Here is a 25384-nt window from a genome sequence, read left to right on the forward strand (position 1 = left end):
CATGGGCTGAACCGGCGGTCCCGGCTTCCGATCAACGAACCTAGAGGCTTACGACAGCTTGTTTGAAATATGCCGATCGCGGCGGTAGTTATTAAGGCTGTCGCGGACAAACTAACAAGGGCTTGCTCAAGAAAATAATGCTTTGTCATTGAAGCAGTCAGTGTTGACTAAGTCAGATTCGACTTCAACTATAGGACAAGCGCGAAAGTAGTCTTTTCAGCACCCGTCTCAACTCGATAGCGGACGACCTGGTGAGAGCGGACTCGAATCAGGTGCGTATGCTTTTCCGGCATTATGTTGGGCCTCGCGTCTCTCCAGCTCAGCGACGATAGCCTTCTCGACAAAATCGGACCAGCTTCGGTCTCGAGCCGCATAGCTCGTGGCCCGGTAAGCGGCACGTGCGCGCGCGTAGTGACGTGATGCGATGTAGACGGTCATGCGCTTTGTTTCAGAATCGACAGCTGTCTCTTCAGCTGCGGGAGACGAGCTGGGCTCACGAGCTACTCCCAGCATCGGCTTCTTCGCCCCAGGGACAGTCGAGGGAATGTGTCCCTCTGTCGTATCGCCAGACACGTCATCGGCTGCAGCCGGTTCCTTCATCTCGCCCCCGCTGGCTTCCGGGCGGTTTCGACGGATTAGTCGGCTGAGGTCAGGTGCAGCAGCCCGTGGCTCGAGCCCTCCGATGCGACGCGATTTCTCATTGTCGGTCATGCGGTTGCTCCCTGCTCGGCGCGGACTATACGGGCAACTACTTCCTGTGCCACGGCTTGAAGGTCGTCTGCTACTGACGTTGCTGAACGAGGTGAGTGAGCTGGTGCTTGTGCGTCTCCTCGGCGAATTTCATACCACTTGGGGCCCTTACGAATGTCGTCGTCTAGTTCGTGGACAAGGAGCCCACGCTCGCGGGTGGCTTGCGCAGTTGCTTCGCTGTGGCGGACGGTCGCGGTTAGAACAACGTCGTGATCGGCGTTGAAGAGCTCTGCAACGTTCTGGCGGGCTTCCCGCTCTACAGCCTTGGCCGCCTTTCCAACGTCGACCAGAACTACTCCGAGCAGGTCCAGCGAAGGATTGACGCTGAGAACGGCATCTAGTCGAGCGGCCACGGCAGAGAGTCCTTTACGGCTGCTGCGGTCGCTCTTAACAGGAACGAGAGCCCAGCGTGCTGCTGCAACTGCGGCTGTCTGAAGGGTCTCATCGCCGGGAGGGCAATCAAGGAGAACCATGTCGTAACCGCCGGCAATTGGTGAGAGGAGGCTTGCCAATGCGAGTTTGGCGCCGTCGGGATCTTTGTTTCCGCGAGCGGCTAAGCCCGCTGTTGCCTGGTCGAGCGCTGATCCGCCGGCGAAGACGTCGAGGTTGGTTCGCACGTTCTTCAGGGGGGCGGCATCGCCTCCAAACATGAGGGCCTGCGCCAGTGATCTCCCCTGGTCGTCCTGGGCCGAGTCTGTGTACCCGAGGTCTTCGGCCAAATTGCCTTGAGGGTCTAGATCCACGAGGAGGACGCGGTAGCCGCTAGCTGCGAGCATGCCGCCCACGTTGGCTGTCAGGGTTGTCTTGAGGACTCCCCCTTTGCCGTTGATCACAGCAATAACTCTCTCAAGATTAGTTCTGTCGATGACTGTCATCAGCGGCCTTTCGTCTTGACAAGATTACCAGCTTCACCAGCAATGCCAGCTTCACCAGCAATGCCAGCTTCACCAGCAATGCCAGCTTCACCAGCAATGCCAGCTTCACCAGCAATGCCAGCTTCCCAGCTTCACCAGCAATGCCAGCTTCACCAGCAATGCCAGCTTCACCAGTAATGCTGCTATTTATTCCTACTACTGTCAAGCTGCGTCTCCGAGGTACTGGAACCTGCGCTGAGGATTCAGTGCGCCCTCGAGAACGAGCAGCCTCGCCGACTTGTGGTCGCCTCGACGGTCCGCTGAACGTGGGTACCGCGGCCAGGTCCGCTCACCAAATGACTGTTCGGTGAAGATCGGCCGGCTCGTGACGTGGGGTCGTCGGGGCCGTTGTTGCGGGGGAGTGGCCATGGTAATGACCTCGGCCTGCCACCAGGCCCACGTCTCGCGTTCAGCCGCATACCGACGCGCTCGCTCCGCAAGAACTCCCAATACGCCCGCAGCACGAGCGGCCGCGTCACGAAGGTCGCGACGGGACCGCATCCAACCCCCACCATCCTTGATGAGCAAACGATGCTTGCGCAATCGACTCATAACAGTGGCTGCGTGGGCCACGCTCACGCCCAGAAGTTCCACCACGTAGGCCAGAGTTACCTGCCTGCGACCTGCGATTTCCGCGTACAAACGACCTGCCAGGTGTCCCAGACCGCCGCGGGTAAACAGATCATGTCGCCCTTCGACAAGTGCCTGTTCCAAGCCAACCATGAGGAGAGCGCGCCGGTCGAAGAGGTCGTGCGCGGGGCGGGGGTTATTAAGTGGTTGTGACCGGACCATGTCTGACACTGTGGAAACTGAGCGGGTAAGCCGCCACTCGGCGGCGTTGCCGCCGTCGGCTGAGGCGTCGCGTTGGATGAGTCCGGCCTGGCTGAGCGCTTGGAGCGCGGTGGCTGCCGTCGTGCGGCCGAGGCCTGTCATGAGAGCAAGGTCGCGGATGGAGGCAGCGACGACGGATTTGCCTGTCTGCAGCGTTAGGTAGGCGAGCGCGCGGAGAATGCTGAGCTGCGACTGGCCCGCCTCCGTACGCCAGCGGCCTGGTGTGGCGCTGATGCGCCTGAGGGCGACGTCGAGGTCCTCGACGAGGATCTGGAGCTCTGTCAGGTCGCGAGGCTCGGTCTCGCGGGGTAGCGGGCGGTACAGGGCCGCGTACGCCTGAGCCCGTGACCACTGGCGCTCGAGGCGGTTGCGGGTGTCTTCGGGGGAGCGGGGTCGCCTGGTGCCGCGTCCGGTGTTCTTCGACCGGTAGTGCTCCATGCCCGGCGCGGTGCGCGCTGCACGCTCGACATCGGCGAAGTCCCAGCCGGCGACTGCAGCTGAGAGGAGGCACATGAATCCTGTCCAGCTGGGGTTTCCGCCTCCGTCGATGGTCGCCATGTGGGCTTCGCCGGCCTTGCTCAAGCGGCGATGTGCACGGTGTCGTATGTCGACGGGGCCGGATGGCTCGCTGTTCTGTGCCTGCATGGCGGGTCTGAGCCCGTCAAGGGTCCTGATGACGGCTGCGAGAGCCTCAGCGGTCGTCTGCGGCGCGATGAGTTCCTGGAGTGAGCCACGGATTACGACCGAGCGGGACCCGTTGTGGTGGGGGGACAGCGGTGGACGGGCGGATCCTTCGCTGGGGTTGCAGAGCATCCCGTAGTCGAGGGTCCGGAGTACTTGGTGGGCCACACGGCCAAGAGCGGCAATGACGGATGCGGCTGCTCCTCCTCGGATAGCGACCCAGAGGTGGCGGCCGCCACTCGATGACGACTGGCACACAACGTGGGGGATCCCGTGGTCGTGGAGGATGCGTGACAGCTGGTCGCAGTCATCGACTGCCTGTTCAACGAGCTCGGGGGAAGTTCCGGTCTTGTCTTTGCCGTCGAAGTCGAAGCAGAGGAAGCGGAAGAGGCCGTTGCTGTCGGTGAGGCGCATGGCCCAGGGGGTTGTGGGCTCGACAGGGCCTACCCGGCGCAGCAGGGGATAGGAGTTGTGCTCGAGCTGCCCGTAGGCGTCTCGCTTCATGACTCGGACCTGGTCCCGAGGGGACAGCCGACGGGTCAACTCCCAAGCCGACCCCCCAAGAAGGGACGCCGATCTCTCTGAAATTCCTGGCGCGTCGCTTGCGCGCGCAGAAATGCTGTCTACACTGATGCCATCACCTTCCTTCGGGATGGTGGTACGACAAAGGCCCGGTTGGTAGCCGGTCTTTATCGGAACTTGAAGCTCAAACCCAACAGTCTTGGCGGATCGAGGGGCTAGAGCAGCGATCTTGTGAGAGCCCGTCGCGCAAGCGGCGGGCTCTTTCGTTTAAGCAGCCGGGATAGGCAACTCCTCGAGCTTCTTGTCGCGGGGGTGCTCGACCAGGGGAAGACACCCCTGCTCGGCAACGATCTGGGCTACGAGCGCTTCCATGTAATACGCGATGGAGACACCGCTGGCAGCAGCAGCTGCACGGACCTCCAGGCGCGTCTCAGGGGACACACGGCCCTGCAGAAGGACCGTGGGGACGTTCTGGGGTCGATGTGCCAGCCCACGGATTGCGCTCATGCAGCCATCTTGGGCACTTAAGATGCATACACCCGCGTCATCTGGGCGCGTGTCGCGGTTAAAGTCACCAGAACCTCCGCACAAAGCTCCTGGGCTGCGATCTCCGACTCGTCAGGCCAGGAGGCGCTGTAAAGCCAAGGCGACCTCGTTGTCAGCCGAGAAGTTCGGTGCGGAGCTGGGTGACGAGCTGCTCGACGTAAGCGACGTCGGCCGTGTAGCGGACGGCGTAACCGCGACGGTCTTCGCCTGCAACGTCGCCGACGATGACGCCCGTGGATTCCAGCTCGGCAAGGTGTCGGCCGAGACTGCTGGTGGCCACGCCGGTGCCTTCCTGGATCTGCCCTTTGTAGCTGTTCGGGTGCTCGATCAGAAACCGGATGATCTTTCGGTACTGGGGTGAGCGCGCGAGAGCGCTCAGGGCGTCGAGCCCGGCGGCCGGGTCCTGGGGTGCTGGCACGGGGATGACTTTCTACAGCGTGGACGGACGGCTGCATGGAGGCGTTGTGACCGTTTGCTGGATCACTCTGCTGTGCCCCCACGAGAGCAAGAGCGCGGCGAGGCCAGCAGGCCCTGATGTGGTCTAGCGATCGACAGTACTGATGGACCCCCGTAGAAGGTCAAGACGGTTTTTCTCATTGGGGCATCACTCCTTCGTGAGCTTCGCAAGGTGGACAGTGAAGATCTGATCGCCGATGGCGACGCGGTCGCCGTCAGCGAGCGTGTGGGGATCTCCGGCGTGCAGCTGCACAGCCGGGCCGCCGTCGACGGGGAACACGACGGTTCCGTTACCGGAGCCACGGTCTGTGATCCAGAAGCCTGCATCGTTCCAACCCGCCATCAGGTGACTCTTGGAGACCGAGCGTTCCGGGTCGTCGATCGTGACGAGCTGGTCGACGGCTTCGCCCTCGTCGGCCGCGGGGCGTCGGCCGATCAGGGCCGTCCCGGCGATGCTCACGGATGCCCCGGTCGTGAACACGAGCTGGGCTTCGCGCCTGTCGCCGGTGTTTCGGACGATGGTGGCCTCGACGTCGTCGGGTAGCTCCGGGTTCGGGGTCCAGTCCGCCGGCTCCGGGGGAGTAGTGGCGGTGACGATCGCCACCTGCTCATCCGGGCTCGGCATCACAGGCAGGGGCGGGAGTGTCGGGTCGACGTCGATCGGTGCCGCGAGAGCAGCGGCGCTGCCGGCGGGCATGAACGCCTCGGGCGGTGCCATGGGCGCCGGCACCTGGGACGGGCCTACCGGCTCTGGTGCGCGTCGGCGGGCGCCGCCTCGGTGCACGATGACGCGCCCGTCGGGGTGGACGGCGAATCGGACGGTCGTGCCGTCGTCGTCAGCTGTCACGTCGAGGGGGAGCGCCTGGACGGCCGCGTGGCTGGTCAGGACCGCTAGGGCCTGTTCCCGGGCAGCAGCGAGTGTGTCGGCCTCGAGCGAGACGCTTTGGCCGGGGAGGCCGACGACTCCTCGGCCGGTGGGATGCAGGATGACGTGGATCATCGGTCGTCTCTTTCGTCCTCGCGGCCGAGCGCGTAGAGCAGTGTGCTGTCGACCTTCTCGGCCACAACGTAGGCGTAATCGGCCACGACGGCGGCGGGCACGGTGGTGTCGTCGGTCGAGAGCGTCGTAAACGGGGCGACCTCGAATGAGTCGCCCTCGAGGCGCGCGACGACGGGCTCGCGGTCCTGGGTGCCGTAGATCGTGTCGCCGTCGATGACGGCGGGCACGACTTCGTCGACGGCCACGATCTGCGGCTCTTCCCCGTAGTCGATGAAGATCCCGCCGAGTGTCAGCGTCGTGCCGGTCGTCGAGTGAATCGGGGCGGTGTCGTCCCGGACGGTCCCACTAGGGACTTTCGCGGCGGCGACGATGGTGTTGGTTTCGAGGTCGATGAGGTTCACCAGGTCGGTCGCGTTGTCGTCGGTGGGCCACACGGTGATCAGGTGGGTGTCGTCGGCGGCGGTGATGAGCGTGGGGTCGTAGTCGACTCCGCGCGGCCCGGGCAGATCGTTTTTGACCGGTTCGCCGGCGGTGGGGATGGTCCACCAGCTCTTCGCGTTCGCGGCGATCGCGGTGTCTTGGGTGGCGAGGATGGCCGTGGACGTCACGGGCACGTCGACGCGCTTGACGCCGTTCTCGGTGAGGAGGGCGATCGTCTGGTCACTCAGGGTGACCAGGGGTGCCGAGCCGAGGTAGCTGACCTCGCCGGTGGCTTTGATGTCCACGCTCGTTCCCGGGACACGGGCGGAGTCGTCGGTGTCGAGGGGCCAGAGGGTCAGGGCTGTGCTGCCCGCCGTGGCCAGCACGGGCCGGTTCTCGACGGTCGTGGCGTGGATGCCGGCCTGTCCTGTTGGGCCTCCGTTGCCGCGCCAGGTGACTGATCCGGTGGCGCCGTCGAGGATGGCGAGGTTCCCGTCGTTGTCGACGACGACGACTCGGCCGTCCTCGAGCAGCACGGGTGTCGATCGCGACTGCACCGGGACGGACCAGGCCGCTTTCTGGCCGTAGCCGGGCGGGGCGAGCACGGGGAGGTTCGCGAGGTAGCCGGGCGGCTCTGCGGCTGTCGGAGCGACCACGGCGGGCTCAGAACCCGTGGTGAACACGACAGCTCCGACACCGCCGGCGACGAGCACCATGGCGAGCACCGCGGCGCCGCCCACGACGACGCGTCGACGCTTCCCGCCGTCGGCTGCGGCGGTGTCTGGGGGAGTGATGTCGTACGGGGTGCCGTCCGCCTTCACGACCATCAGGTGCGTGCCGTCAGGGGAGGTGGCGCGGACGCGGATGGCCTCGAGCCCGTGGTCGCGGGCGATCTGGGCGACGGCGGCGATCCCGGCGTCCGTGGGCGGTCCGTCCATGCCGATATCGACGGGGGCCCCGTTGACGGTGATGGAGCTGTCGTCCCGGAGATCCAGGGTGACGACGGGGAACGGGGGGACGGTGGTCGGGTCGAACTCAGGCATTCGTTTTCACTCCGTAGAACTCCCAGTGCCAGGCCTCGTGCGGGCCACGGCCACCGGGCTTGGCCCAGTCGGGGTGGACCCATCCGTAGGTTCCGGCGTTGGCGACGAGCCAGTTGTAGGTGCGGTCGTAGTAGGCGATTCGTGCGTGACTCGGGGTGCCGATGTCCACAGCCAGCGCCCACCCGTGGTTCGAGAATCCGGGGGTCGCGGCGCCGCCGCCGTAGAGCCTTTTCGCCTCGACCTGGCCTTCGAAGTCGCGGTACCCGTCGTTGATCGGGATATCGCTTCCGAACTCGGCCCGGTAGGCATTGTTCATCGCCGTCAGGGCTGCGGCCGCGTCGGGGCGGAGGTACATGGTGCCGACGTAGCTCTGGTTCGTCGTCCACGGGATCGGGACGACGGCGGTGGTGTCGATGCGGCCGTTGTCGTAGCCGCCCCACTTGCCGGGCTTGGTGCCGTTGGCCTCGGCGTAGTCGCCGGAGGCACCGACGGCGCAAGCGGAGGCGCCGGGCCCGCCGGCGGAGGGGTCGAGCTGAACCCCGGAGAGGGTGGAGACGATGTTCACGGCCCCGGACCAGTACTTCTCGTAGTGGTACGGGTCGGCGTTGATCTGCACGCGGTGCGCGGCGATGCTCGGTTCGAGGCCCTGCCAGTTGTCGACCGTGATCAGCTTCTTGAAGAAGTTCGTCGCGCTGATCGTGGGGTTCATCCGATCCTCGTATGACCCCCATGTCCCGTTGGCGCGCTGTTGAAACAGGCCCCGCGAGTCGGGTCCGACGGCGTCGCCCTTGTCGATGACTGTGAGCGAGGACTCGCCCATGGCGGTCATGACGCCGATGGCCTGGCCCTTGGCGTCGAGCCCTATGGCCTGTCCGGCGTTCATGATGTACGCGGCGTTCACGAGCTGCACGCCGCTGTAGTCGCCGACGGTCTGCACCGGCAGCTCAGCGACGTCGACGCTGACTGCAGGCGTGCCCGAGCCCTGTCCTGTGCTCGCGCTGGCGGGCTGGCAGTTACCCCCTGAGAACAGCACCACGACCAGCAGCGGAACCGCGAGAACGGCAGCTGCACCGCCGGCGGCGACCCGCTTCATTCGATGCCCTCGGGCGGGGTCAGTCGTGACACCGTCCATTCGCCGCCGACCGCCTGGCGGTTCAGGAGCACTTGGTACTGCCCGACGTCAGTCGGGACAAGAACGGTGATCTGCGTTGCGTCCGGGGCGGCGCTCACGCGTGGCTCGCCGGTCACGCTCGAGGCGGGGACGAGCGCCGGGTCGGTGAACTCATACGCCACGAGGGCATCGCCGTCGAGGTAGCGGTTGAACCCGTCCCACCACTGGTCGTAGGGGAGCTCGTTCTGCACGAAGGCCTCCATGGCCCCGAGGGCGACATCGGCGGCCTCGTCGGCGCCGGCGTCGTCCATGGTGTCGGGGACCGGTGACGCGGTGTCGGTAGAACGTGCTGTACTGATTCCGGGACTGGGGGTCTCGGGGGAGTCGGGCGACGTGCACGCACTGATGCCGAGAACCAGAGCGAGAGCGACAACCAGGGCCACGCCAAAGGCAGATCGTCGAGCCATCGGTCATCTCCTAGGGTGCGCGCGGGTGAACCTCAAACGAGTGTATAAACGTACTTGTCTGTATAGCAATACTTGTCTACGGTATAGCTATCTTGCAAAGTGAGTTTTCACGACGAGGGGACCGGCATGGGGCGCCGAGCAGCAACCGGCCTGAGAACACAGGCGAATCCGTTCATCCCGGGGGAGGCCCCGCCACCGCCGGAAGAGGCCGTTGAGCCGGACCCTCTCTGGAATGGGCAGATGAGCCTCGAGGGGCCAAGCAGCCCTGAGGCCGCACCTCTTGTCGATGTCTCCGCCGAGGAGCCATGGCCAGTTGTCGAGATCACCGATCGGCCCCTCGTGACGGTCATGGGACTCCACGGCGGCTCGGGAGCAAGCCTGGTCACGGAACTCCTGGGCGCGGACGCACTGGATGTCGGCCGCGCGTGGCCGGTGTTCACCGGGTGGGATCGCCCCGCTCCGTCCCTGCCGGTCGTCGTCACGGCCCGGACCAACTACGAGGGCGTCGCCGCTGCGTCGCGCTTCGCACGCCTGTGGGCGGGGGAGACCCTGCCGGGCTCGACGCTCCTTGGCATTGTGCTGATCGACGACGGCCCGAAGCTCTCCTCGCAGCAGCGCTCGGTGGTCCGACGGATCGGCCAGATGACCCCGCACGGGTGGCACCTGCCGTGGAACGAGTCTTGGCGGCTCTCGAAGCCGTCCGCAGAGGCGTCATCCCTTCGGGTGCGCCGCATCGTCAGCAACATTCGAACGCTCGCGCAGAGCACGAACGGAGATATCTCATGAGCAACCTGCTCCTGGCCACGGCCATCAACCTCGCCGGCGTCCTGCCCGATCCGACGCCGGAGCAGCCCCCCGGCACCGAGGGCTTCACGACCCTCCTCAACTACATCAGCTGGGGTGTCATCACCCTCGGCCTCGCGGGCTTCCTCGCCTCCGCCGGCTACCTCGCGTTCGCCGCCTTCACCGGCCGCGAGATCAACGGCTTCAAGGGCCTCGTCCTGGCGATCATCGTGTGCATCCTCGCGACCAGCGCCGGCGCCATCATGCGCGTCTTCATCTAACGACCGATCTGCCGGGGAGGCACCATGAGCACCGACAACAACACCAAGACCGACTCGCCGTTCAACATGTGGTGGGTGGTGTCAGGCATCGGCGCCGTGCTGGTCGTAGTCGCATTGATCCTGGTCCTTGTCTTCGGACGAGGAGGAGGATCCGACGACGCGGCACCGGCTCAGACGTCGTCCGCGAGCGTTGCTCCTGCCCCATCGAGCAGCGCAGAAAACAGCGCCGCGGCAACGAGTTGCGATCTTGACGACTCGAACCAAGACATCCCCGTTGCTGGTCCTGAGGCCGACTGGCAGGCGCAGGGGTACCTCCTCGTTCCGATCTCATCCGAGTTCGGCCCAACGGCCCTCCCTGACTCGGAGTGGGGATGCTTCGCGCACTCGCCCACCGGCGCTCTGTTCGCTGCCGCCAACGTCATTGCGGGCGCGGGTGGTCCTGACTACGAGACCTTCATGCCCGACGCGGCAGTCGACAACTCCGCACTCGAGGCGTGGATCGCAGGAGAAGACCCTGCCGCTCACACTCAGTCGGCCGGGCAAGTCGCACAGTTCAGTGGCTTCCAGATGGTCTCTGTCGAGGATGACGCGGTGGTTGTGAACCTGGCGCTTACACAGGGCGAAGTGAGCGCTTCGGTGAACGTATCGCTGGTCTGGAACAGCGATCTCGGGACTTGGAACGTCGACATGGCCACTAGCGACTTCGACTTCGAGCCAATAGACCTTCAGGGATTCACGCCATGGGGTGCGAGCAGTGGCAGCTGACGAGCCCGGCTGCCAATTCTTCGACGCCGAGTGCGTCGTGGGCGGCACAATCGGCAACATTGCTGAGGGTCAGATCAGCGACTTCGTCAAAACGATGGCCGAAGGAGCGATCTCCGTACTGAAAGCCCTGACCACGTTTTGGATGGGCCTCCCGTCGCCGACGGTGACCTCCTCAGCGGTGACAACGATCCAGGAAAGCCTCTCCTGGTACACGTTCGCCTTTGCGCTGATCGGTATCTTCATCGCCCTCGGGCGGATGGTGTTCACCCAGCAGTTCAGCACCGGCATGATGGCCGTGAAGATGATCATCAACTTGATCATCGTGACGGCTGTCTACGCCACCGCCTTCAAGGCCCTCATCGCGGCTAGCGATGCTTTCGCCCCGTGGATCGTCGAGAAAGCGACCGGTCAAGATCTCAACCTGGCGGGGATGCTCAACGTCGAGCTGATCATGTCTGCCGGGATCGGGCCGGGGCTGCTCATGGGCGTTCTCGCGTTCCTGGGGAGTCTCGCCAACGTGATCTTCATGCTGCTTCGGGCGGTCATGATCGCGATTCTGTTCGCGTTCCTGCCGACGCTCGCGGCGGCCTCCGCCTCCGAGACGGGCAATCAGGCGTTCAAGAAAGCTCAGGGATACCTCCTGGCGTTCGTTCTCTTCAAGCCCATCGCTGGGGTGATCTACGCACTCGGGTTCCTGACGATCACCGACCCCCCAACTCTCAGCGGGCTCGACGACGTCGGCACGGCGCTATTCAGCACATCGGTCGGCGTCATGACGCTGCTGATCGCGAGCTTGGCGCTTCCGGCTCTGATCAAGTTCATCGTCCCGGTGGCAGCTAATGGCACCTCGGGCGCGTTCTCCGGTGCCGGCATGGTCGCCGCGGGTGTCGCAGCTGGCGGGGCCGTCGTGTCTCTCAGGGCTGCAGCGGCGACAGGTGGCGCGTCCGCGGCCGCGGGCGGCGGGAGCGCAGCTCTCACTGGCGGCAAGGCGGCCGCCGCCGCGGGCGGGCAGAGCGCGGCATCAAGCGGCGGTCAAGCCGCGGCGGCGAGTTCCGGCGGCGTCAGCTCCGGGGGAGTGGGCGGTGGCAAAGCGTCAGAAGCCATCAGTGGCAGTGGCGGCGGCACCGCGGGTGGCAGCGGCTCGTCGTCCGGTAATGCCACGGGTGGCCCCGGTTCTGGCGCCGGTTCATCCGGCGGGAACAGCAGCCCCTCAACGAGTGGAGGGTCCTCCACCGGGGGTACAGGTACGTCAGGCAGCGGGTCAAGCGGTGCGAGCACGGGGGGTGCTGGCACGTCGGGAAGCACCGTCCCCGCTGGGGCCGCGGGTGGTCAGGCTGCGGCGCAGTCGTCGAGCGGGTCGTCGAACGGCGGTTCAGCTGGTGACACGGCGAGGGTTCTCGGCGATCTGGCGGCGGCCGGTGGCAACCAGGCTCACGCGATCGATGACGCTGCAGAGGAGAAGTGATGACCGATACGACCCCGCCGAACGTCTACGGCAACATCGTCAAGCCCGGCCGGATGGGCATCCTCGGGCTTCCCCTCGGGATCTCGCTCGCCGGTGTCCCGCTGGTGATCGTCATCGTTCTGATGCTCACCCAGAGCTGGTTCTGGCAGGCCCTCGTGCTCGTCGTCATCGGCACAGTCCTGTTCGCCCTGGTCAACATTCGCCGGCCCTCGGACGGACGCAACTTCTACGAAAGACGAGCCCTCATGTTCGCTCACAAGCGCAGCGTCAAGCGCGGCGACAACCTCAACATCGGCGGCCCCACGGGCCGCGCGCCCGACGGCACGACTCGCCTCCCGGGGCTCCTGGCGCCCAGCGAGCTCAGCACGCACTTTGACTCGTTCGGCAACGAATTCGGCCTGATCAGGCTCAAGGCAGCACGGCACTACACGGTGGTGCTCGAGGCGTACCCGGACGGAGACAGCCTCGTCGACCAGGCACGCATCAACTCTCAGGTCGACCACTGGGGCGCATGGCTGGCTGACCTCGGCGTCGCCGAAGGGGTCATCGGTGCCAGTGTCACCGTCGAGACCTCCCCGGACTCGGGGCTGCGCCTTGCCCGCATGACGCAGAACAACCTCGACCCTCAGGGGTCTGAGTTCTCCCACGCTGTCGTCGGTGAGATCCCCGCACGCTTCAACTCCGGTTCGCCCGCGATCACGACTCGCCTCGCCATCACGTTCAGCGGTAAGGGCCTCGACAAAGACGGCACCGACCGGGGCTTGCAGGTCATGGCCGACGAGATCGGCAACCGCCTCCCAGTGCTTCTCGGGAACCTCTACGACACCGGCGCCGGCACCTCCGTTCGGGCGTGCACGGCTCAGGACATCGTCGACTTCACCCGTGCGGCCTACGACCCCACCGTTTCGGCCCAGATCGAGCAGGCGCGAGCTGAGGGCGGCACGGGCCTGACGTGGGAGGACGCCGGCCCTGTGTTCGCGGCCAAGGAGATCGACCTGTACTACCACGACCGTGCCGTATCTAAGACGTGGCAGATGTTCGAGGGCCCGCGCGGGCAGTTCGGGTCAAAGACATTGCGGCCGATGCTCGAATCGACCCCGGGGGTGCTCCGCAAGCGGGTGACGATCCTCTACCGTCCGATCCCTGCCGGGGAGGCCAGCGAGGTCGTCGAATGCGACATCAACAACGCGAACTTCTCCGGGTCGACGAAGCGCCGCCCGAGTGCTCGTGAGCAGCAGCGTCTCGCCTATGCGAAGAAAGCCGCCGCGGAGGAGGAGCAGGGCGCCGGCCTCGTGCGGTTCGGGATCGTCATCACGGCCACGTGTGCGGCGACGACGGAGTTCCCGCGGCTGGACAAGATCATCCCGTCGCTGTCGAACCGGGCCCGGTTGAAGATCCGTCCGGCTCTCGGCAACCAGGACGTCGCCTTTCAGGCGGCGCTCCCGCTCGGGGTCGTGCTCCCGGAGCACACCCTGATTCCCGATCAGGTGAGGGACTGGATCTGATGTCACTGCTGAAGAAGGACAAGCCCGCCGTCACCGACACCGACCTCACCATGACGCTGTCGCGTCGTGAGGCTAGGCGCCTGGATTCGCTCGGGAGGCGGCTGGGTCGCCGTCAGGCCCGTCGCCGACCCGACGGGACGCCGGTGATGTCGCAGCTGCAGTCGTTCTGGAATGACTCAGCCCAGGCCCGCAAGCAGTCGGGGCTTCGCCCCGGTCGGCGGGGCTGGATGACGAGGGCCGCGGGCCGGGTCAACTACATCGAATCGCCCATCGAGTACCAGGGCACCACCGTGCAGGTCGAAGGGCTGTGGCCCTTCGTCATCGGCTCCGGGTCACCCGTGGTGGGTGTGCCCCTCGGGCCGCATCTGCTGAACAGCTCGACGGTGTGCGCGGACCCGATCTTCTGGTTCCTCAACAACCTCGTGTTGAACCCGTCCGCGTTCGTCGTCGGCCGTCCGGGGCTCGGTAAGTCGACCCTCGTGCGGCGGATGATCACCGTGCTCGAGGCGTGGGGCATCGTCCCCATGGTCCTCGGTGACACCAAGCCCGACTACGTCGACCTCATCGAGGCGATGGAGGGTCAGGTCATCACCGTCGGCCGTGGCCGGGCGTCGATGAACCCGCTGGATCTCGGTCCGATGATGACGGCCCTGCTCGAGCTGCCCGAGGGCCGACTTCGCCGGCAGGCGTTCGAGGAGATGCGCGGACGCCGGCTAAACCTGTTCACGAGCATGCTCGCGCTGCTGCGCGACAAGCCCCTCGAGTCCTTCGAGGTGTCGATCGTCAGCGAGTGCCTGCGAATCCTCGACCCGGATCTCATGACACCGCCCCTGGTGGGCGACGTCCTGGCGCTCGTTCGCGATCGCCACCCCCGGATCGCCAAGGTCGCCATCGACCGCAACGACGAGGCCCACTACTACGCCCGCGTCGAAGGTCTCCTCGACCTGCTGACCGCACTCGGGGAAAACGGCCCGTTCGGGGACATGTTCTCCCGCCCGACCACCGAGCACGTCGAGCTGGGCAGGCCGATGGTGTTCGATCTGTCCTCGATCGACGACTCCGACTCGATGCTCCTCGCGGCTGCACAGTCGGTGTGCTGGAACTACGGTTCCGCGGTCGTGTCAGCTGAGAAGCACCTCGCCGAGGCAGGGCTTCGGGAGCAGCGGCACTACTTCCTCGTGATGGACGAGCTGTGGCGGATGCTCCGCGCGTCGAGCACGATGGTGTTCTTCCTCGACGCCCTGACACGGCTGAACCGTTCCCGCGGTATCGGCCAGATCATGGCCACCCACACGATGAACGACCTCAAGCTCTCCACCCAAGAGCTATCCGACATCGCCTCCGGTTTCGTCGAGCGCGCCGCCATGGTGTTCATGGGCGGCCTCGCGGAAGCCGAGATGGGGAACCTGACGAAGGTGTTCTCGATGTCCCGCGCCGAGCGGGACATGATCACCGACTGGTCCTCCGAGGGCAGCGTGAACCCCGAGACCTCCAAAGCCGCCGCGCCTCCCGGCCGAGGAAAGTTCATCCTCAAGATCGGCAAGAAGCCGGGCGTCCCCTTCAAGGTGCAGCTGACCAACACGGAGTTGTTGGTCAATGACACCAACAAGGCGTGGAAGAGCGCGAGCGATCGCGCCGCGATGAGTTCCACTCATCAGCTCGACGTCGAGCACGAGTGGGCTGACCTGTGAGCCGCGAAGCGAGCCGGAAAAGCCAGCCCGGCACCGGCGAGGCGGGGTGGATCGCACTCGGCGGGTTCCTCGTCCTCATGGTGCTGGTCGTCATGGCGATCTGGGTCGGAGCACAAACCAACCCCGGGACCGAGAAGCTGCCCGCCAGCGACCCGGTGTCGATCATGGGCGCCCTCCTCGACGGCACCCTCGTCCCCACCGGCGCACAGATCGGTGCGACGCTCGGGCTCCTGATCGTCCCCGCCGGCGTCAGCGCCCTCCTGGTCGTCGTGGCGCTACGCCAGCGGCGCACGAGGTCGCGAGTCGACTACAAAGCCCGCTCCATGGCGCAGAAGCGCGATCTGATCGACCTGTTCGAGGAAGCGGCCGACAAGGACGCTCAGCGCCTCGGCGCCCGCCAGGCGGGCCCGGGTGTACCTCTGGCTTCGACCGTCGCGCTCCCCGGCGGGAAGCTCTACGCGTCGTGGGAATGGGTGCAGATCTGGCTCATGGGCCCCCGTGCCGGCAAGACGACGTGCGTGTGCGTGCCGCAGATCATCCAGACCGAGGGCCCCGTGCTCGCGACGTCGAACAAGCGCGACATCGTCGACCTCAGCCGCGGCCCCCGCAGCGAGAAGGGCGTGATCTGGGTCCACGACGTCCAAGACATCATCGGCGAGGCCCCAGCCTGGTGGTGGAACCCGCTGACGTTCGTGACCGATATGGAGACGGCCGAGAAGATGGCGGACATCTTCATCACCTCCGCCACCGCCGCCGGGGCGAAGCAGGATGCCTACTTCGAGTCCGCCGGCAAAGAGACGCTGTCGAGGCTTCTCCTCGCGGCAGCGCTGGGGGATCTTTCGATCTCCGAGGTGTTCCGATGGGCGAACAACCCCGACCCGGACTCCACGGTCGGCGCCCTCGACCCGGCCGAGATCCTCGCCCTGCATGGTCAGTTCGACCAGGGCGAGGCACTCCGCAGCACGCAGACGTTGACCGAGAAGCAGCGCGACGGCGTCTACGGCACGATCCGGCCCTGGATCGGAGTACTCGGCAGCGACAAGGTGCTCCCCTGGATCACAGACAACGGCTCCAAGCGGCCGCACTTCGACCCCGAGGCCTTCGTCCGCTCGACCGACACGATCTACCTGATCTCCAAGGAGGGCGGCGGGTCAGCCCGGGCTATCACCGGAGCGCTCACCATGGCGATCCTGATGGCCGCAGAGAAGGTCGGGGCACGTCAGGCCGGCGGGCGCCTCTCAACGCCGCTGATGGCCGTTCTCGACGAAGCCGCGAACGTCTGCCGCTGGCGCGAGCTGCCCGATGTGTACTCGCACTACGGCTCGCGCGGCATAATCGTGTCCTCGTTCTTCCAGTCTTGGGCTCAGGGCGTCGAGGCGTTCGGGGAGAACGGCATGTCGAAGCTCTGGTCTGCCGCCAATATCCGCGTCGCCGGTGCGGGACTAGCCGAAGACAAGTTCCTCTCGTTCCTGTCGAGCCTGATCGGTGACCACGACGTCACGAAGCGCAGCTCCTCGACGCAGTCCAAGGGCCGCAGCGTGACGACGAGCATCCAGCGCGAGCGGATCTTCGACGTCGCGGATCTCACGGCCATGCCGCGCGGCCGCGCGGTGATGCTCGCCTCCGGCATGCCCGCCGCTCTCGTGAAGCTCGACCACTACTCGACGGCCCAGTACGCCGAGCAAGTCGAAGAGAGCAAGAGCTACTACGAGGGCCTGGCCGTCAAAGAGGGCCGGACAACGGTCGGAGCTGCCTCATGAGCGACGACTTCGACGACCCCACCGAGCACGACGGCGACGAGGAGACCGTGCAGCTCGAGACGGTCTACGCGAACGTCGTCGAGTGGGTCGACCAGTGGTTGCTCCCGCGGTTCGCGAGGAACCCCAAGACGCACAAGTGGGACCCGCAGTGGTTCGAGTACGTCGAGGTCGTCGACCGCCTCGAGGCGCTGTGGCGCTCATGGGAGCACTTCCGCCTGGAGGGCATGACCGGCATGGCCGTGTTCTTCCGCGACTATCTCGATCCGGCCATGGCCGTGATCACCTCGGCCGACGGCCCCTTCTGGCAACTCGGAACCCTCGGTGCTCGAACCGTCCCCGAACCGTGGCCCTCCGGGACACCAGATGCCGACTTATACACCGATCGATGACCCAGCGACAGGACACCCGTGTAGGGAAGCAGACGCCTTAGGGTCGTTTGCGGCCAGGGTCAAAGACGTCCATGGAGCCGACACCGTAGAGGGCTGCCCCCGTGAAGACTTCGATGGTTTCGCCGTCGATAAGGACTTCTACCTCTCCATCGCTGGCGGGCACGATGGTTTCGGTGTCTTGCCAGAAGCAGATGACCGAGTCGAGCTCGCGACGGATGGTGAGGGTGCCGTGCCTGTTCGACGTCGCCCATTCGTCTCCCAGGGAGATGGTGGTCCGTGCTGAGGTGGATGCTTGCATGACGGCCGGGTGCGGTGTCGCGACCAGCACGTCACCGTCCAGAGCGAGGACGTGCGGGATGCTCAGCGCGCTGGCTCGGCCGGCCTCGTCGTCTGATGCTCCGCGCATCCAGGAGATCAGGCATGGGCGGCCGTCTCGATCCCGGAAGAACGAGGGCGCGTAGTAGCTGTCGCCATAGGTCAAACGTCCCCAGCTGGTCGCGTTGAAGTGGCCCTCGGCGAAGGTGCCGACCGAGTAGGCGACGTAATGCAACTGGTCGTCCTGCCAAACAGAAGTGACCATCACGTCGCGGCCATCGATAGTGAAAATTTGGGGGCACTCCCAGAGAGCACCCGTCCATACCGGGTCGGTGTCGTTCGTGTTTCGGGATGCCGCCAGCCCCGTATACGACCACGAGACGAGGTCATCTGAGACGAATGAGCTCGCGGCCGCGTCACCTCCGACGATGGCGGTGCCCACGAGCATCCGCCACCGTTCGCCATCTCGCATCACGAAGGGGTCGCGAAAGGCAACGAGGTCAAGCGGTGGGGCCTCGGCCACGACGTCGCCCTTGGTCCACACGAGCCAGTCGTCATCGACGGGGGTCGCGGTCCGGATGCGGCCCACGCCGAAGTCGGGCGTCGAAACCGCGGTGTAGAAGATCGTTGCCTGCCCGGTTTCGTTAACAGCAAGCGAACCAGACCAGATGCCGTCATCGCCGTCACCTGGCTCAAGGGCAATGGGATGCTCGGTCCAAGAGACCAGATCAGTGGAACTTGCATGGCCCCAGCGGCACTCGGGTGCCCACGTTGTTCGCCCGGGGACGTATTGATAGAACAAGTGATACCGGCCGTTGTGCCATGTCAGGGCGAGCGGATCGTTCATCCAACCCGAACCGGGCGTGAAGTGCCAGCGGGGACGTACGCGCGTCGAAAGCGTCATGGATGCGGCTCCTTTGCTGCCGCCGTCGGCGGCGGGACTTGGGGAAAGTATGGACTTGACAAGACGATTTGGCAAAACGTATTGTCAGTGCCGTCGCCCCCCACGACGCGTGCCTGACCCCCGGCACCTCCCTCGCAATCATGCAATGTCGCACAGAATTGGAGTCGAAGTGATGATGCTTCGTACAGACCCACGGAAGTCCCGCCGTGTCCCGGCCATCGCAGCCGGAGCTCTCGCGGTTGTCAGCGCAGTCGTCCTGTCGGGCTGTGGTGCCGGAGGAGGTTCCCCCACAGCGGGGGACGACTCCATCACTGTTCTCGTCGAAGCAGGTGGCCATGGCGAGCTGCAGCCCATCGCGGACCAGTTCAAGGAAGACACCGGCACCTCGGTGACCTTCGTGGAACTCCCGTACGACGGTCTCTACAACCGACTGAACAGCGAGTTCAGCTCAGGATCGCTCTCGTTCGATGTCGCCGCACTGGATTCGATCTGGCTGCCCACCTTCGCTGAGGCGCTGACCCCCCTCGATGACATGTTCACCGACGAGGTGCAGTCGGACCTGTTCCCTGCGCTCGTCACCGAGGCACAGGTCGACGATTCGTTCGTCGGAATGCCGGCCTGGACGAACTCCGAGATCCTCTACTACCGCACCGACCTCTTCGAAGATCCCGCACAGCAGTCAGCGTTCAAATCCGAGTACGGCTACGACCTGACTCCGCCCACGACCTGGGATCAGTACTCCGACGTCGCTGAGTTCTTCACCCAGGACACCGACAGCGACGGACAGGTCGACGTCTACGGCACTGATGTCAAGGGCGCGGTCGAGACCGAGTGGCTCGCCACGCTGTCCCAGACCGGCGAGAAAGACATGGTCGTCGGCGATGACGGCACCGTGTCCCTCGGTGATGCCGACAGCCTCGCGGCGCTGGACTTCTACACCAGCCTGCTGTCCTCGGCGCCTTCGGGTGCCGCGCAGCTGGACTGGGCTGGCTCGCAGAACCTCTTCAACCAGGGTCAGTTGGCGATGATGCGGTTCTGGGCCCACGCCTACAAGCAGATCCCCGCCGACTCGGCGGTGAGCGGCAATGTCGGCGTCACCACGATGGTGGGTGGCCCTGGCGGGGTCGCGGGTGTTCCCGGCGCCTGGTATCTGTCGGTTCCTGCGGGGACGGCCAAACAGGATAAGGCGCTGGAATTCGTGCAGTACGCCTACGACAACAACGAGCTTTCGGTGGATACCGACCTGGGACTCGCTTCCCGGATCTCAGTGCTCGAGAAGTACCAGGACGAGCCCGGCTACGAGAACTACAAGCCTCTCATCGACACCCTGAACGCGGACGCGACAATTCCCCGTCCGGCCACCCCGGAGTGGCAGGAGATCGTCGACACTGCCCTCGTCCCGATGCTCCAGAAGGCTGTTGTTCCTGGAGCTGACAACCAGCAGCTCCTCGACGACGCCAAGGCGCAAGTGGAATCAATCACCGAATGATCCCGGGCTGCGGCGTCCCGCCTATAACGGGGCGCCGCAGCTGTCCACCCGATCTTCGCCACATTCGACCGAAAGTCTCATCGTGCGCCTCAACGATCGCCGGTTCGCCCTCTACTTGATGCTGCCGGCAACTGCCTTCCTCGCCGTGTTCGTCGCATGGCCGCTCGTCCAGTTCGTCTCCAACTCCTTCTTCGAGATAAGCAAGTTCGCTGGCGGCCCCCGCACCTTCGTGGGCTTTGACAACTACATCGAAGCCTTCACCTCAGACGACTTCGGCAATGCCGCCTGGCGGACCGTGGTCTATACGATCGTCGTCGTCCTGTTCGAGTTCGTTCTCGGCCTCACCGTGGCGCTCATCTTCACGGCACTCGGCAACGCGTCTCGAGTGTTCCGCACCATCTTCCTTTACCCCCTGATGATCGCCCCCATCGTCGCTGGGCTGCTCTGGCGGTTCCTACTCATCGACAATTTCGGCATCGTCAACCAACTTCTGACCGAGGCGCACATCTTGAACGACCCGGGCCAGATCCAGTGGCTCAGCGACCCCAAGATCGCCCTGTTCTCGGTGGCAATACCCGACATCTGGCTCACGACATCGTTCATATCGCTCGTGCTTTTCGCAGGTCTGCAGAACATCCCTGGAGACGTCATCGAGGCCGCCAGGCTCGACGGTGCCAGCTACCCGACGGTCCTTTTCCGGATCATTCTGCCGCTCCTCAGGCCCGTGATAGCCGTTGCCTTGATCCTTCGTGGCATTGACGCGGCACGCGCCTTTGACGTCATCCTCATCCAAACCAACGGTGGGCCACAGCAGAGCACGGAAACCATGTCGCTGCTGGTGTATCGAACCCTGGTTCGATTCGGAGAACCCGGCCTAGCCAGCGCCATGGGAACCGTGTATCTGATTGCCATGCTCGCCGTCTCAGTCACAGCCATCCTGCTCATCTGGCGACCCGGAAATGAGAACACCCGATGAACGGCCTCGAAACCAACCGCATCAGCTCCCGAGCTATCCTCTGGGTCGCCCTCGTCTTGCTGGTCGTGCTCTACGGCTTCCCCTTCCTCTACATGCTCTTCACCTCGTTCAAAACACCACTCGAGACCATCGCAGTGCCGCCGACCGTTCTCCCGTCGACCTGGACGATCGAGAACTACGCCTCCGCCATCGGACGCGACGGTGTCGTGCCTTCCTTCATCAACAGCGTCGTCACAGCCGTGCTCAGCACCGCGATCTCACTGGTCCTCGCGCTGCCAGCCGCGTACGCAGTAACGCGCTACCGCACTCGCTTCGGCCGGTTCTTCATCGTCGCCGCCCTGGTGATGCGCATGGTGCCCCCCATCGTGATCGGGGTGCCCATGATCGGCATCTTCCGCAGCCTCGGCATCTCCGACACCTCGTTCGCGCTAGCCATCGCCCACGCAACCATTTCCCTGCCCCTGTCGATCTGGCTCATGTCGAGCTTTTTCGAGGCCGTGCCCGAAGAACTCGAGGAGGCGGCCAAGATCGACGGGGCGAGCCGGCTTGGCGCGCTGTGGCGAGTGGTGCTGCCGGTGACTGCCGGCGGTATCGCGGTCACCGCGATCTTCGCCTTCCTCGCGTCGTGGAACGAGTTCCTCTTCGCGCTTCTGCTCACGGCCACGAGGTCGCAGACCACCCCGATCGTCATCGCCAACTTCCAGACGCAGTTCGGTCTGGACTGGGGCGCGATGACCGCCCTAGCTGTGATGTATTCCGTGCCCGTGATCCTTCTCGCCCTGGTGCTGCAGCGTCACATCGTCGCCGGCCTGACAGCCGGAGCGGTGAAGGGATGACGGCCTCAGGGAGAATGGTCGTGAGCCGAACCGTCCGGCCTCGAGCACCCAGGGGGAGACCGTGGCACGCAAAGCAGTAGGCATCAAGGACGTGGCTCGCGAAGCGGGCGTCTCCGTCACGACGGTCTCGCACATACTCAACGACGTCGAGTCCGCCCGCGCTAGCGACGAAACACGCGAGAGGGTGAAATCCACGGCCAAGCGGCTTGGATATGGTGCCAACCGAATCGCCCGAAGCCTCCGCCGGCAGCAGTCCGACATGATCGGGCTCCTCAGTGAGGAAATTGCGACCACCCCCCACGCGGGTCGAATCATCCTTGGCGCCCAAGAGGCCGCCCAAAAACGTGGACTCACCCTCGTTCTGATCAACACCAGCCGCGACCAGCTCGACACCCAGCGTGACAGCGACGCCCTCCTCCGCCAACAGGTCGACGGGGTGCTCTACGCCACGATGTACCACCGCACCATCAATCTCCCCGAGTCGTTAAAATCTGTCCCGACGGTGCTGATCGACTCGGCGTCCCAAGACGGAACCGTCCCATCTGTCGTCCCCGACGAAGAAGGTGGTGCGTTCGCTGCCGTCCAAGAATTGATCGATCACGGCCATCGCCGGATCGGCTTCGTCACTAACGTGGACGACGTCCCAGCCACCAGAGGTCGCCTGGCCGGCTACCGCCGCGCTCTGGGCGAAGCCGGAATTCAGTTTGACGCTCAGCTCGTGGTCGCCGAGCAATCCGAGACCCCGGGCGGCTACAAAGCAGCTGTCGAGGTGCTTGATCGCAGTGATCGGCCCACCGGTCTGTTCTGCTACAACGACCGAATGGCCATGGGCGCCTATCACGCCGCGTCGGAACTCGGTCTGCGCATCCCAGTCGACCTCTCGATTGTCGGGTTCGACAACCAGGAGCTGATCGCCGAAGGCCTGTACCCGGCGCTTACTACGGTCGCGCTGCCGCACTACGAGATGGGGGAGTGGGCCCTCAGCGCCCTGACTGAGCTGATCCTCCCGGACACGACGAACGTGACCTCCTTGGATTCGACCAGAGGGGCCCGGATCTACGAGACCGCGGTGCTCCCCTGCCCGATCGTGCGGCGCAACTCGGTCTCCTCCCCCCGACCCCTAGGAGAACCCAACCGTGACTGAACTGTTCGTCGTCGGAGAAGCCCTGGTTGACGTGCTCTCGACTCCGACAGGGCAACGAGAACACCCGGGCGGTAGCCCGCTGAACGTCGCAATCGGGCTTGCGCGCCTCGGCGCATCTGTCACCCTCGCGACCCGCCTTGGCACGGATGCACGGGGCCGGCTGGTCACACAGCACCTCACCGACTCCGCCGTACGCCTGACACCTTCATCCATCGATCCCAGCGTCCGAACCTCCAGTGCAACGGCCACGCTCGAAGCCGACGGGTCTGCCACCTACGACTTCGATATCAACTGGGACGTCGGCAGCCTCCCTACTTCTGGGTTCGAGCTCGTGCACACGGGATCCATCGGGGCCCTCCTCGCCCCCGGCGCCGAGAAGGTAGCCACCTGTTTCGAAACAGCTGCGAACGATGTGCTTCGGTCATTCGACCCCAACATCCGACCGTCGGTGCTCGGCCAGCGCCACGATGTGCTCCCCATGGTCGAGCGGATCGCGCGTTCCAGCACCGTGGTCAAGATGAGTGACGAGGACGCACATTGGCTGCACCCCGAGCTTGACCCGCTCGAGGTAACCGCCCACTACGCCCGGTTCGGCGCACAGATCGTTGTCGTGACGGAGGGCGCAAAAGGCAGCCTGCTCCGCGTCGGAAACAACACCTGCCCGATTCCTTCACAGAGCGTCAACGTCGCCGACACAATCGGCGCCGGCGACTCATTCATGGCCGGTCTCCTCTTCGCCCTCACCCACTCCGTCGGAATCGCAGACGTCATCGGACGGACTGCAGACTTCAGCGATGTTGTGCGCGCGGCCGGTTTCGCAGCGGCCTGCGCCGCAATCACCGTCGGACGTCCCGGCGCCGATCTTCCCCGAGCACATGAGCTCGAAGTCCCGCTACAGCACCGCAAAGAAGAGGCATCCGATGAGCAGTGACAACCGCTATGACGTCACAACGTGGCCGATCGGAGATGCGACCCAAGACGTTGGCGAGGTCCTGAACAGCATCATCGCCGACATCGCCTCACGCCAACGCACCAACGAAGCTTCGGATGGTGGCAGACCTGGGGCCGTCATCGTGATACCGCCGGGCGACTACCCGCTGCGTACCCAGGTTCTCATCAACAGCAGCTTCCTCAGGATCGAGGGCTCCGGGCACGGGTTCACCTCATCGAGCATCCGTTTCAACGTCCCCGAGGACGAGTGGCCGGACCTGCACGAGCTTTGGCCCGGCGGGAGCCGCATCCTCGTCGACCTGCCGCTCGTTCCTGGCGCAGCTGAGATCGACGGTGCTGCGTTCGTCGTCGCCCGGGAAGGCAGTCCACGCATCAGTTCCGTCGAGTTCTCGGGCTTCTGCATCGATGGCCTCCACTTCACGGCCAACGACTCGGACCGGCACCCAGAGAACACTTACGTCAACGGCAAGACCGGCATCTACGTCGCCAGCGCCAACGACTCCTTCAGAGTCACAGGCATGGGGTTCGTGTACCTCGAGAACGCACTCACGGTCTGCAACGCAGACGCGCTGTCCATCCACGACAACTTCATCGCCGAGTGCGGCAGCTGCATCGAACTGCGCGGCTGGGGCCAAGCATCCAAGATCACTGACAACCTCATCGGCGCTGGCCCAGACGGTCACTCGATCTACGCCGAGAACCACGGCGGACTCTTGATCGCCACGAACAACGTCTTCCCCCGTGGCGCGAGCAGCGTGCACCTGCGCTCTGTAAGCCGATCGAGCGTCACGGCAAACCGCCTTCACTCCTTCTATCCAGGCATGGTGGTGCTCTCTGCCGGAAGCTCGGAAAACCTCATCGCTTCCAACCATCTGCTCCGCGACCACGAACCATGGACGCCATTCCTTGACATCGACAATGGCCTCGACGACCTCTTCGGCCTGATACAGATAGACGGCAACGACAACTCCATCATCGGCAACCACATCTCAGAGGTGATCGACGCGGCCAGCATCCAGCCAGCCGGCGCGCGGCCTATCGCTATTCGAGTCGCCTCAGGGACGGGCAACTACATCGCGACGAACCACGTCGTCGCTCGTGAGGCAGACGCGTCGTCGAGCGGTTCCGCCTTCGAGGCGCAAGTGGACGCCCTGCTATCCACCAAGGCGCTGAACACCATGAACGTGACGACTGTCTCCATCGACTCGGCGGCGCGGAGCAACACGGTCCTGGATACCGGAACTGACGCCGAGGTGCTCGCTGACCGGACGGTCAACGCGGTGCGGCCGATCCCTACGGTCTGAGAACGCCCTCACGGCCACCGATGTGGAGAAACGTCGCCGGCCCGAGCTGGGGGATGGCACACGACCGAGGGCTCCAACGCATCGA

The 25384-nt window shown here is 65.0% G+C and carries 24 protein-coding genes; 14 read left to right on the forward strand and 10 right to left on the reverse strand.

Going from position 1 to position 25384, the window contains the following annotated elements; translation table 11 throughout:
* Positions 1-228: 228 nt before the first annotated feature.
* From ASF17_RS16160 to ASF17_RS13905, 9 genes are all read right to left on the reverse strand, one after another.
* Positions 229-711 carry a ParB family protein gene (locus ASF17_RS16160; RefSeq protein WP_442855749.1) on the reverse strand — a complete coding sequence of 161 codons (483 nt, stop codon included), beginning with the start codon at positions 709-711 and terminating at the stop codon, positions 229-231.
* Entirely contained in the window at positions 708-1625 is a 918-nt protein-coding gene (locus ASF17_RS15400; protein WP_082475407.1) for a ParA family protein, read from the reverse strand. The genes ASF17_RS16160 and ASF17_RS15400 overlap by 4 nt, the downstream gene beginning before the upstream one ends.
* On the reverse strand, positions 1603-1830 hold the full coding sequence (locus ASF17_RS15670; RefSeq protein WP_156357446.1) for a hypothetical protein: 228 nt from the start codon (positions 1828-1830) through the stop codon (positions 1603-1605). Before ASF17_RS15670 ends, ASF17_RS15400 begins: the two co-directional genes overlap by 23 nt.
* A complete protein-coding gene (locus ASF17_RS15405) occupies positions 1827-3680 on the reverse strand; it encodes a hypothetical protein (protein ID WP_235476650.1) in 1854 nt (617 codons plus the stop codon). The genes ASF17_RS15670 and ASF17_RS15405 overlap by 4 nt, the downstream gene beginning before the upstream one ends.
* A 676-nt stretch (positions 3681-4356) precedes the next feature.
* On the reverse strand, positions 4357-4662 hold the full coding sequence (locus ASF17_RS13885; RefSeq protein ID WP_055801380.1) for an ArsR/SmtB family transcription factor: 306 nt from the start codon (positions 4660-4662) through the stop codon (positions 4357-4359).
* 186 nt (positions 4663-4848) lie between these two features.
* Positions 4849-5304, reverse strand: a complete 456-nt coding sequence (locus ASF17_RS15795; RefSeq protein WP_162236432.1) for an FHA domain-containing protein — start codon at positions 5302-5304, stop codon at positions 4849-4851.
* Positions 5305-5696: 392 nt separating this feature from the next.
* Positions 5697-7163, reverse strand: a complete 1467-nt coding sequence (locus ASF17_RS13895; protein ID WP_055801387.1) for a hypothetical protein — start codon at positions 7161-7163, stop codon at positions 5697-5699.
* Complete coding sequence (locus tag ASF17_RS13900; protein ID WP_156357447.1) at positions 7156-8256, reverse strand: M15 family metallopeptidase; 1101 nt, start codon at positions 8254-8256, stop codon at positions 7156-7158. The genes ASF17_RS13895 and ASF17_RS13900 overlap by 8 nt, the downstream gene beginning before the upstream one ends.
* Complete coding sequence (locus ASF17_RS13905) at positions 8253-8741, reverse strand: hypothetical protein (protein WP_156357448.1); 489 nt, start codon at positions 8739-8741, stop codon at positions 8253-8255. The genes ASF17_RS13900 and ASF17_RS13905 overlap by 4 nt, the downstream gene beginning before the upstream one ends.
* 99 nt (positions 8742-8840) lie before the next feature.
* Between ASF17_RS13905 and ASF17_RS13910 the strand changes: the two genes are divergently transcribed.
* The 8 genes from ASF17_RS13910 to ASF17_RS13945 are packed head-to-tail and all read left to right on the forward strand — an operon-like array spanning position 8841 to position 17380.
* Positions 8841-9527 carry a DUF6668 family protein gene (locus tag ASF17_RS13910; RefSeq protein WP_156357449.1) on the forward strand — a complete coding sequence of 229 codons (687 nt, stop codon included), beginning with the start codon at positions 8841-8843 and terminating at the stop codon, positions 9525-9527.
* Complete coding sequence (locus ASF17_RS13915; protein WP_055801399.1) at positions 9524-9805, forward strand: hypothetical protein; 282 nt, start codon at positions 9524-9526, stop codon at positions 9803-9805. The genes ASF17_RS13910 and ASF17_RS13915 overlap by 4 nt, the downstream gene beginning before the upstream one ends.
* Before the next feature lie 24 nt (positions 9806-9829).
* On the forward strand, positions 9830-10570 hold the full coding sequence (locus ASF17_RS13920) for a hypothetical protein (protein WP_055801403.1): 741 nt from the start codon (positions 9830-9832) through the stop codon (positions 10568-10570).
* Entirely contained in the window at positions 10560-12035 is a 1476-nt protein-coding gene (locus tag ASF17_RS13925; protein ID WP_055801406.1) for a hypothetical protein, read from the forward strand. The genes ASF17_RS13920 and ASF17_RS13925 overlap by 11 nt, the downstream gene beginning before the upstream one ends.
* A complete protein-coding gene (locus tag ASF17_RS13930; protein ID WP_055801409.1) occupies positions 12035-13540 on the forward strand; it encodes an SCO6880 family protein in 1506 nt (501 codons plus the stop codon). Before ASF17_RS13925 ends, ASF17_RS13930 begins: the two co-directional genes overlap by 1 nt.
* The gene (locus tag ASF17_RS13935) at positions 13540-15231 is read left to right on the forward strand and encodes a hypothetical protein (RefSeq protein WP_055801413.1); all 1692 of its coding nucleotides are present in this window, start codon (positions 13540-13542) and stop codon (positions 15229-15231) included. The genes ASF17_RS13930 and ASF17_RS13935 overlap by 1 nt, the downstream gene beginning before the upstream one ends.
* Positions 15228-16991, forward strand: coding sequence for a type IV secretory system conjugative DNA transfer family protein (locus ASF17_RS13940; protein WP_055801417.1), 1764 nt, complete (start codon positions 15228-15230; stop codon positions 16989-16991). The genes ASF17_RS13935 and ASF17_RS13940 overlap by 4 nt, the downstream gene beginning before the upstream one ends.
* The gene (locus tag ASF17_RS13945; RefSeq protein WP_055801423.1) at positions 16988-17380 is read left to right on the forward strand and encodes a DUF4913 domain-containing protein; all 393 of its coding nucleotides are present in this window, start codon (positions 16988-16990) and stop codon (positions 17378-17380) included. The genes ASF17_RS13940 and ASF17_RS13945 overlap by 4 nt, the downstream gene beginning before the upstream one ends.
* Positions 17381-17417: 37 nt before the next feature.
* On the opposite strand, the gene ASF17_RS13950 is transcribed toward ASF17_RS13945, so the two are convergent.
* Positions 17418-18599: a glycoside hydrolase family 32 protein gene (locus ASF17_RS13950; RefSeq protein ID WP_082475409.1), complete on the reverse strand. Its 1182-nt coding sequence runs from the start codon at positions 18597-18599 to the stop codon at positions 17418-17420.
* 172 nt (positions 18600-18771) lie between these two features.
* On the opposite strand from ASF17_RS13950, the gene ASF17_RS13955 reads away from it, so the two are divergent.
* From ASF17_RS13955 to ASF17_RS13980, 6 genes are all read left to right on the forward strand, one after another.
* A complete protein-coding gene (locus tag ASF17_RS13955) occupies positions 18772-20088 on the forward strand; it encodes an ABC transporter substrate-binding protein (protein WP_235476651.1) in 1317 nt (438 codons plus the stop codon).
* A gap of 82 nt (positions 20089-20170) precedes the next feature.
* Positions 20171-21064, forward strand: a complete 894-nt coding sequence (locus ASF17_RS13960; protein ID WP_055801429.1) for a carbohydrate ABC transporter permease — start codon at positions 20171-20173, stop codon at positions 21062-21064.
* Positions 21061-21900 carry a carbohydrate ABC transporter permease gene (locus tag ASF17_RS13965; RefSeq protein ID WP_055801431.1) on the forward strand — a complete coding sequence of 280 codons (840 nt, stop codon included), beginning with the start codon at positions 21061-21063 and terminating at the stop codon, positions 21898-21900. Before ASF17_RS13960 ends, ASF17_RS13965 begins: the two co-directional genes overlap by 4 nt.
* 61 nt (positions 21901-21961) lie before the next feature.
* Positions 21962-23044, forward strand: coding sequence for a LacI family DNA-binding transcriptional regulator (locus ASF17_RS13970; RefSeq protein ID WP_055801434.1), 1083 nt, complete (start codon positions 21962-21964; stop codon positions 23042-23044).
* Positions 23037-23975, forward strand: a complete 939-nt coding sequence (locus ASF17_RS13975; protein ID WP_055801438.1) for a carbohydrate kinase family protein — start codon at positions 23037-23039, stop codon at positions 23973-23975. Before ASF17_RS13970 ends, ASF17_RS13975 begins: the two co-directional genes overlap by 8 nt.
* On the forward strand, positions 23965-25299 hold the full coding sequence (locus tag ASF17_RS13980) for a NosD domain-containing protein (RefSeq protein ID WP_055801440.1): 1335 nt from the start codon (positions 23965-23967) through the stop codon (positions 25297-25299). Before ASF17_RS13975 ends, ASF17_RS13980 begins: the two co-directional genes overlap by 11 nt.
* Positions 25300-25384 lie beyond the last annotated feature (85 nt).

The sequence above is a fragment of the Frigoribacterium sp. Leaf263 genome (assembly GCF_001422285.1).
GTDB lineage: Bacteria > Actinomycetota > Actinomycetes > Actinomycetales > Microbacteriaceae > Frigoribacterium.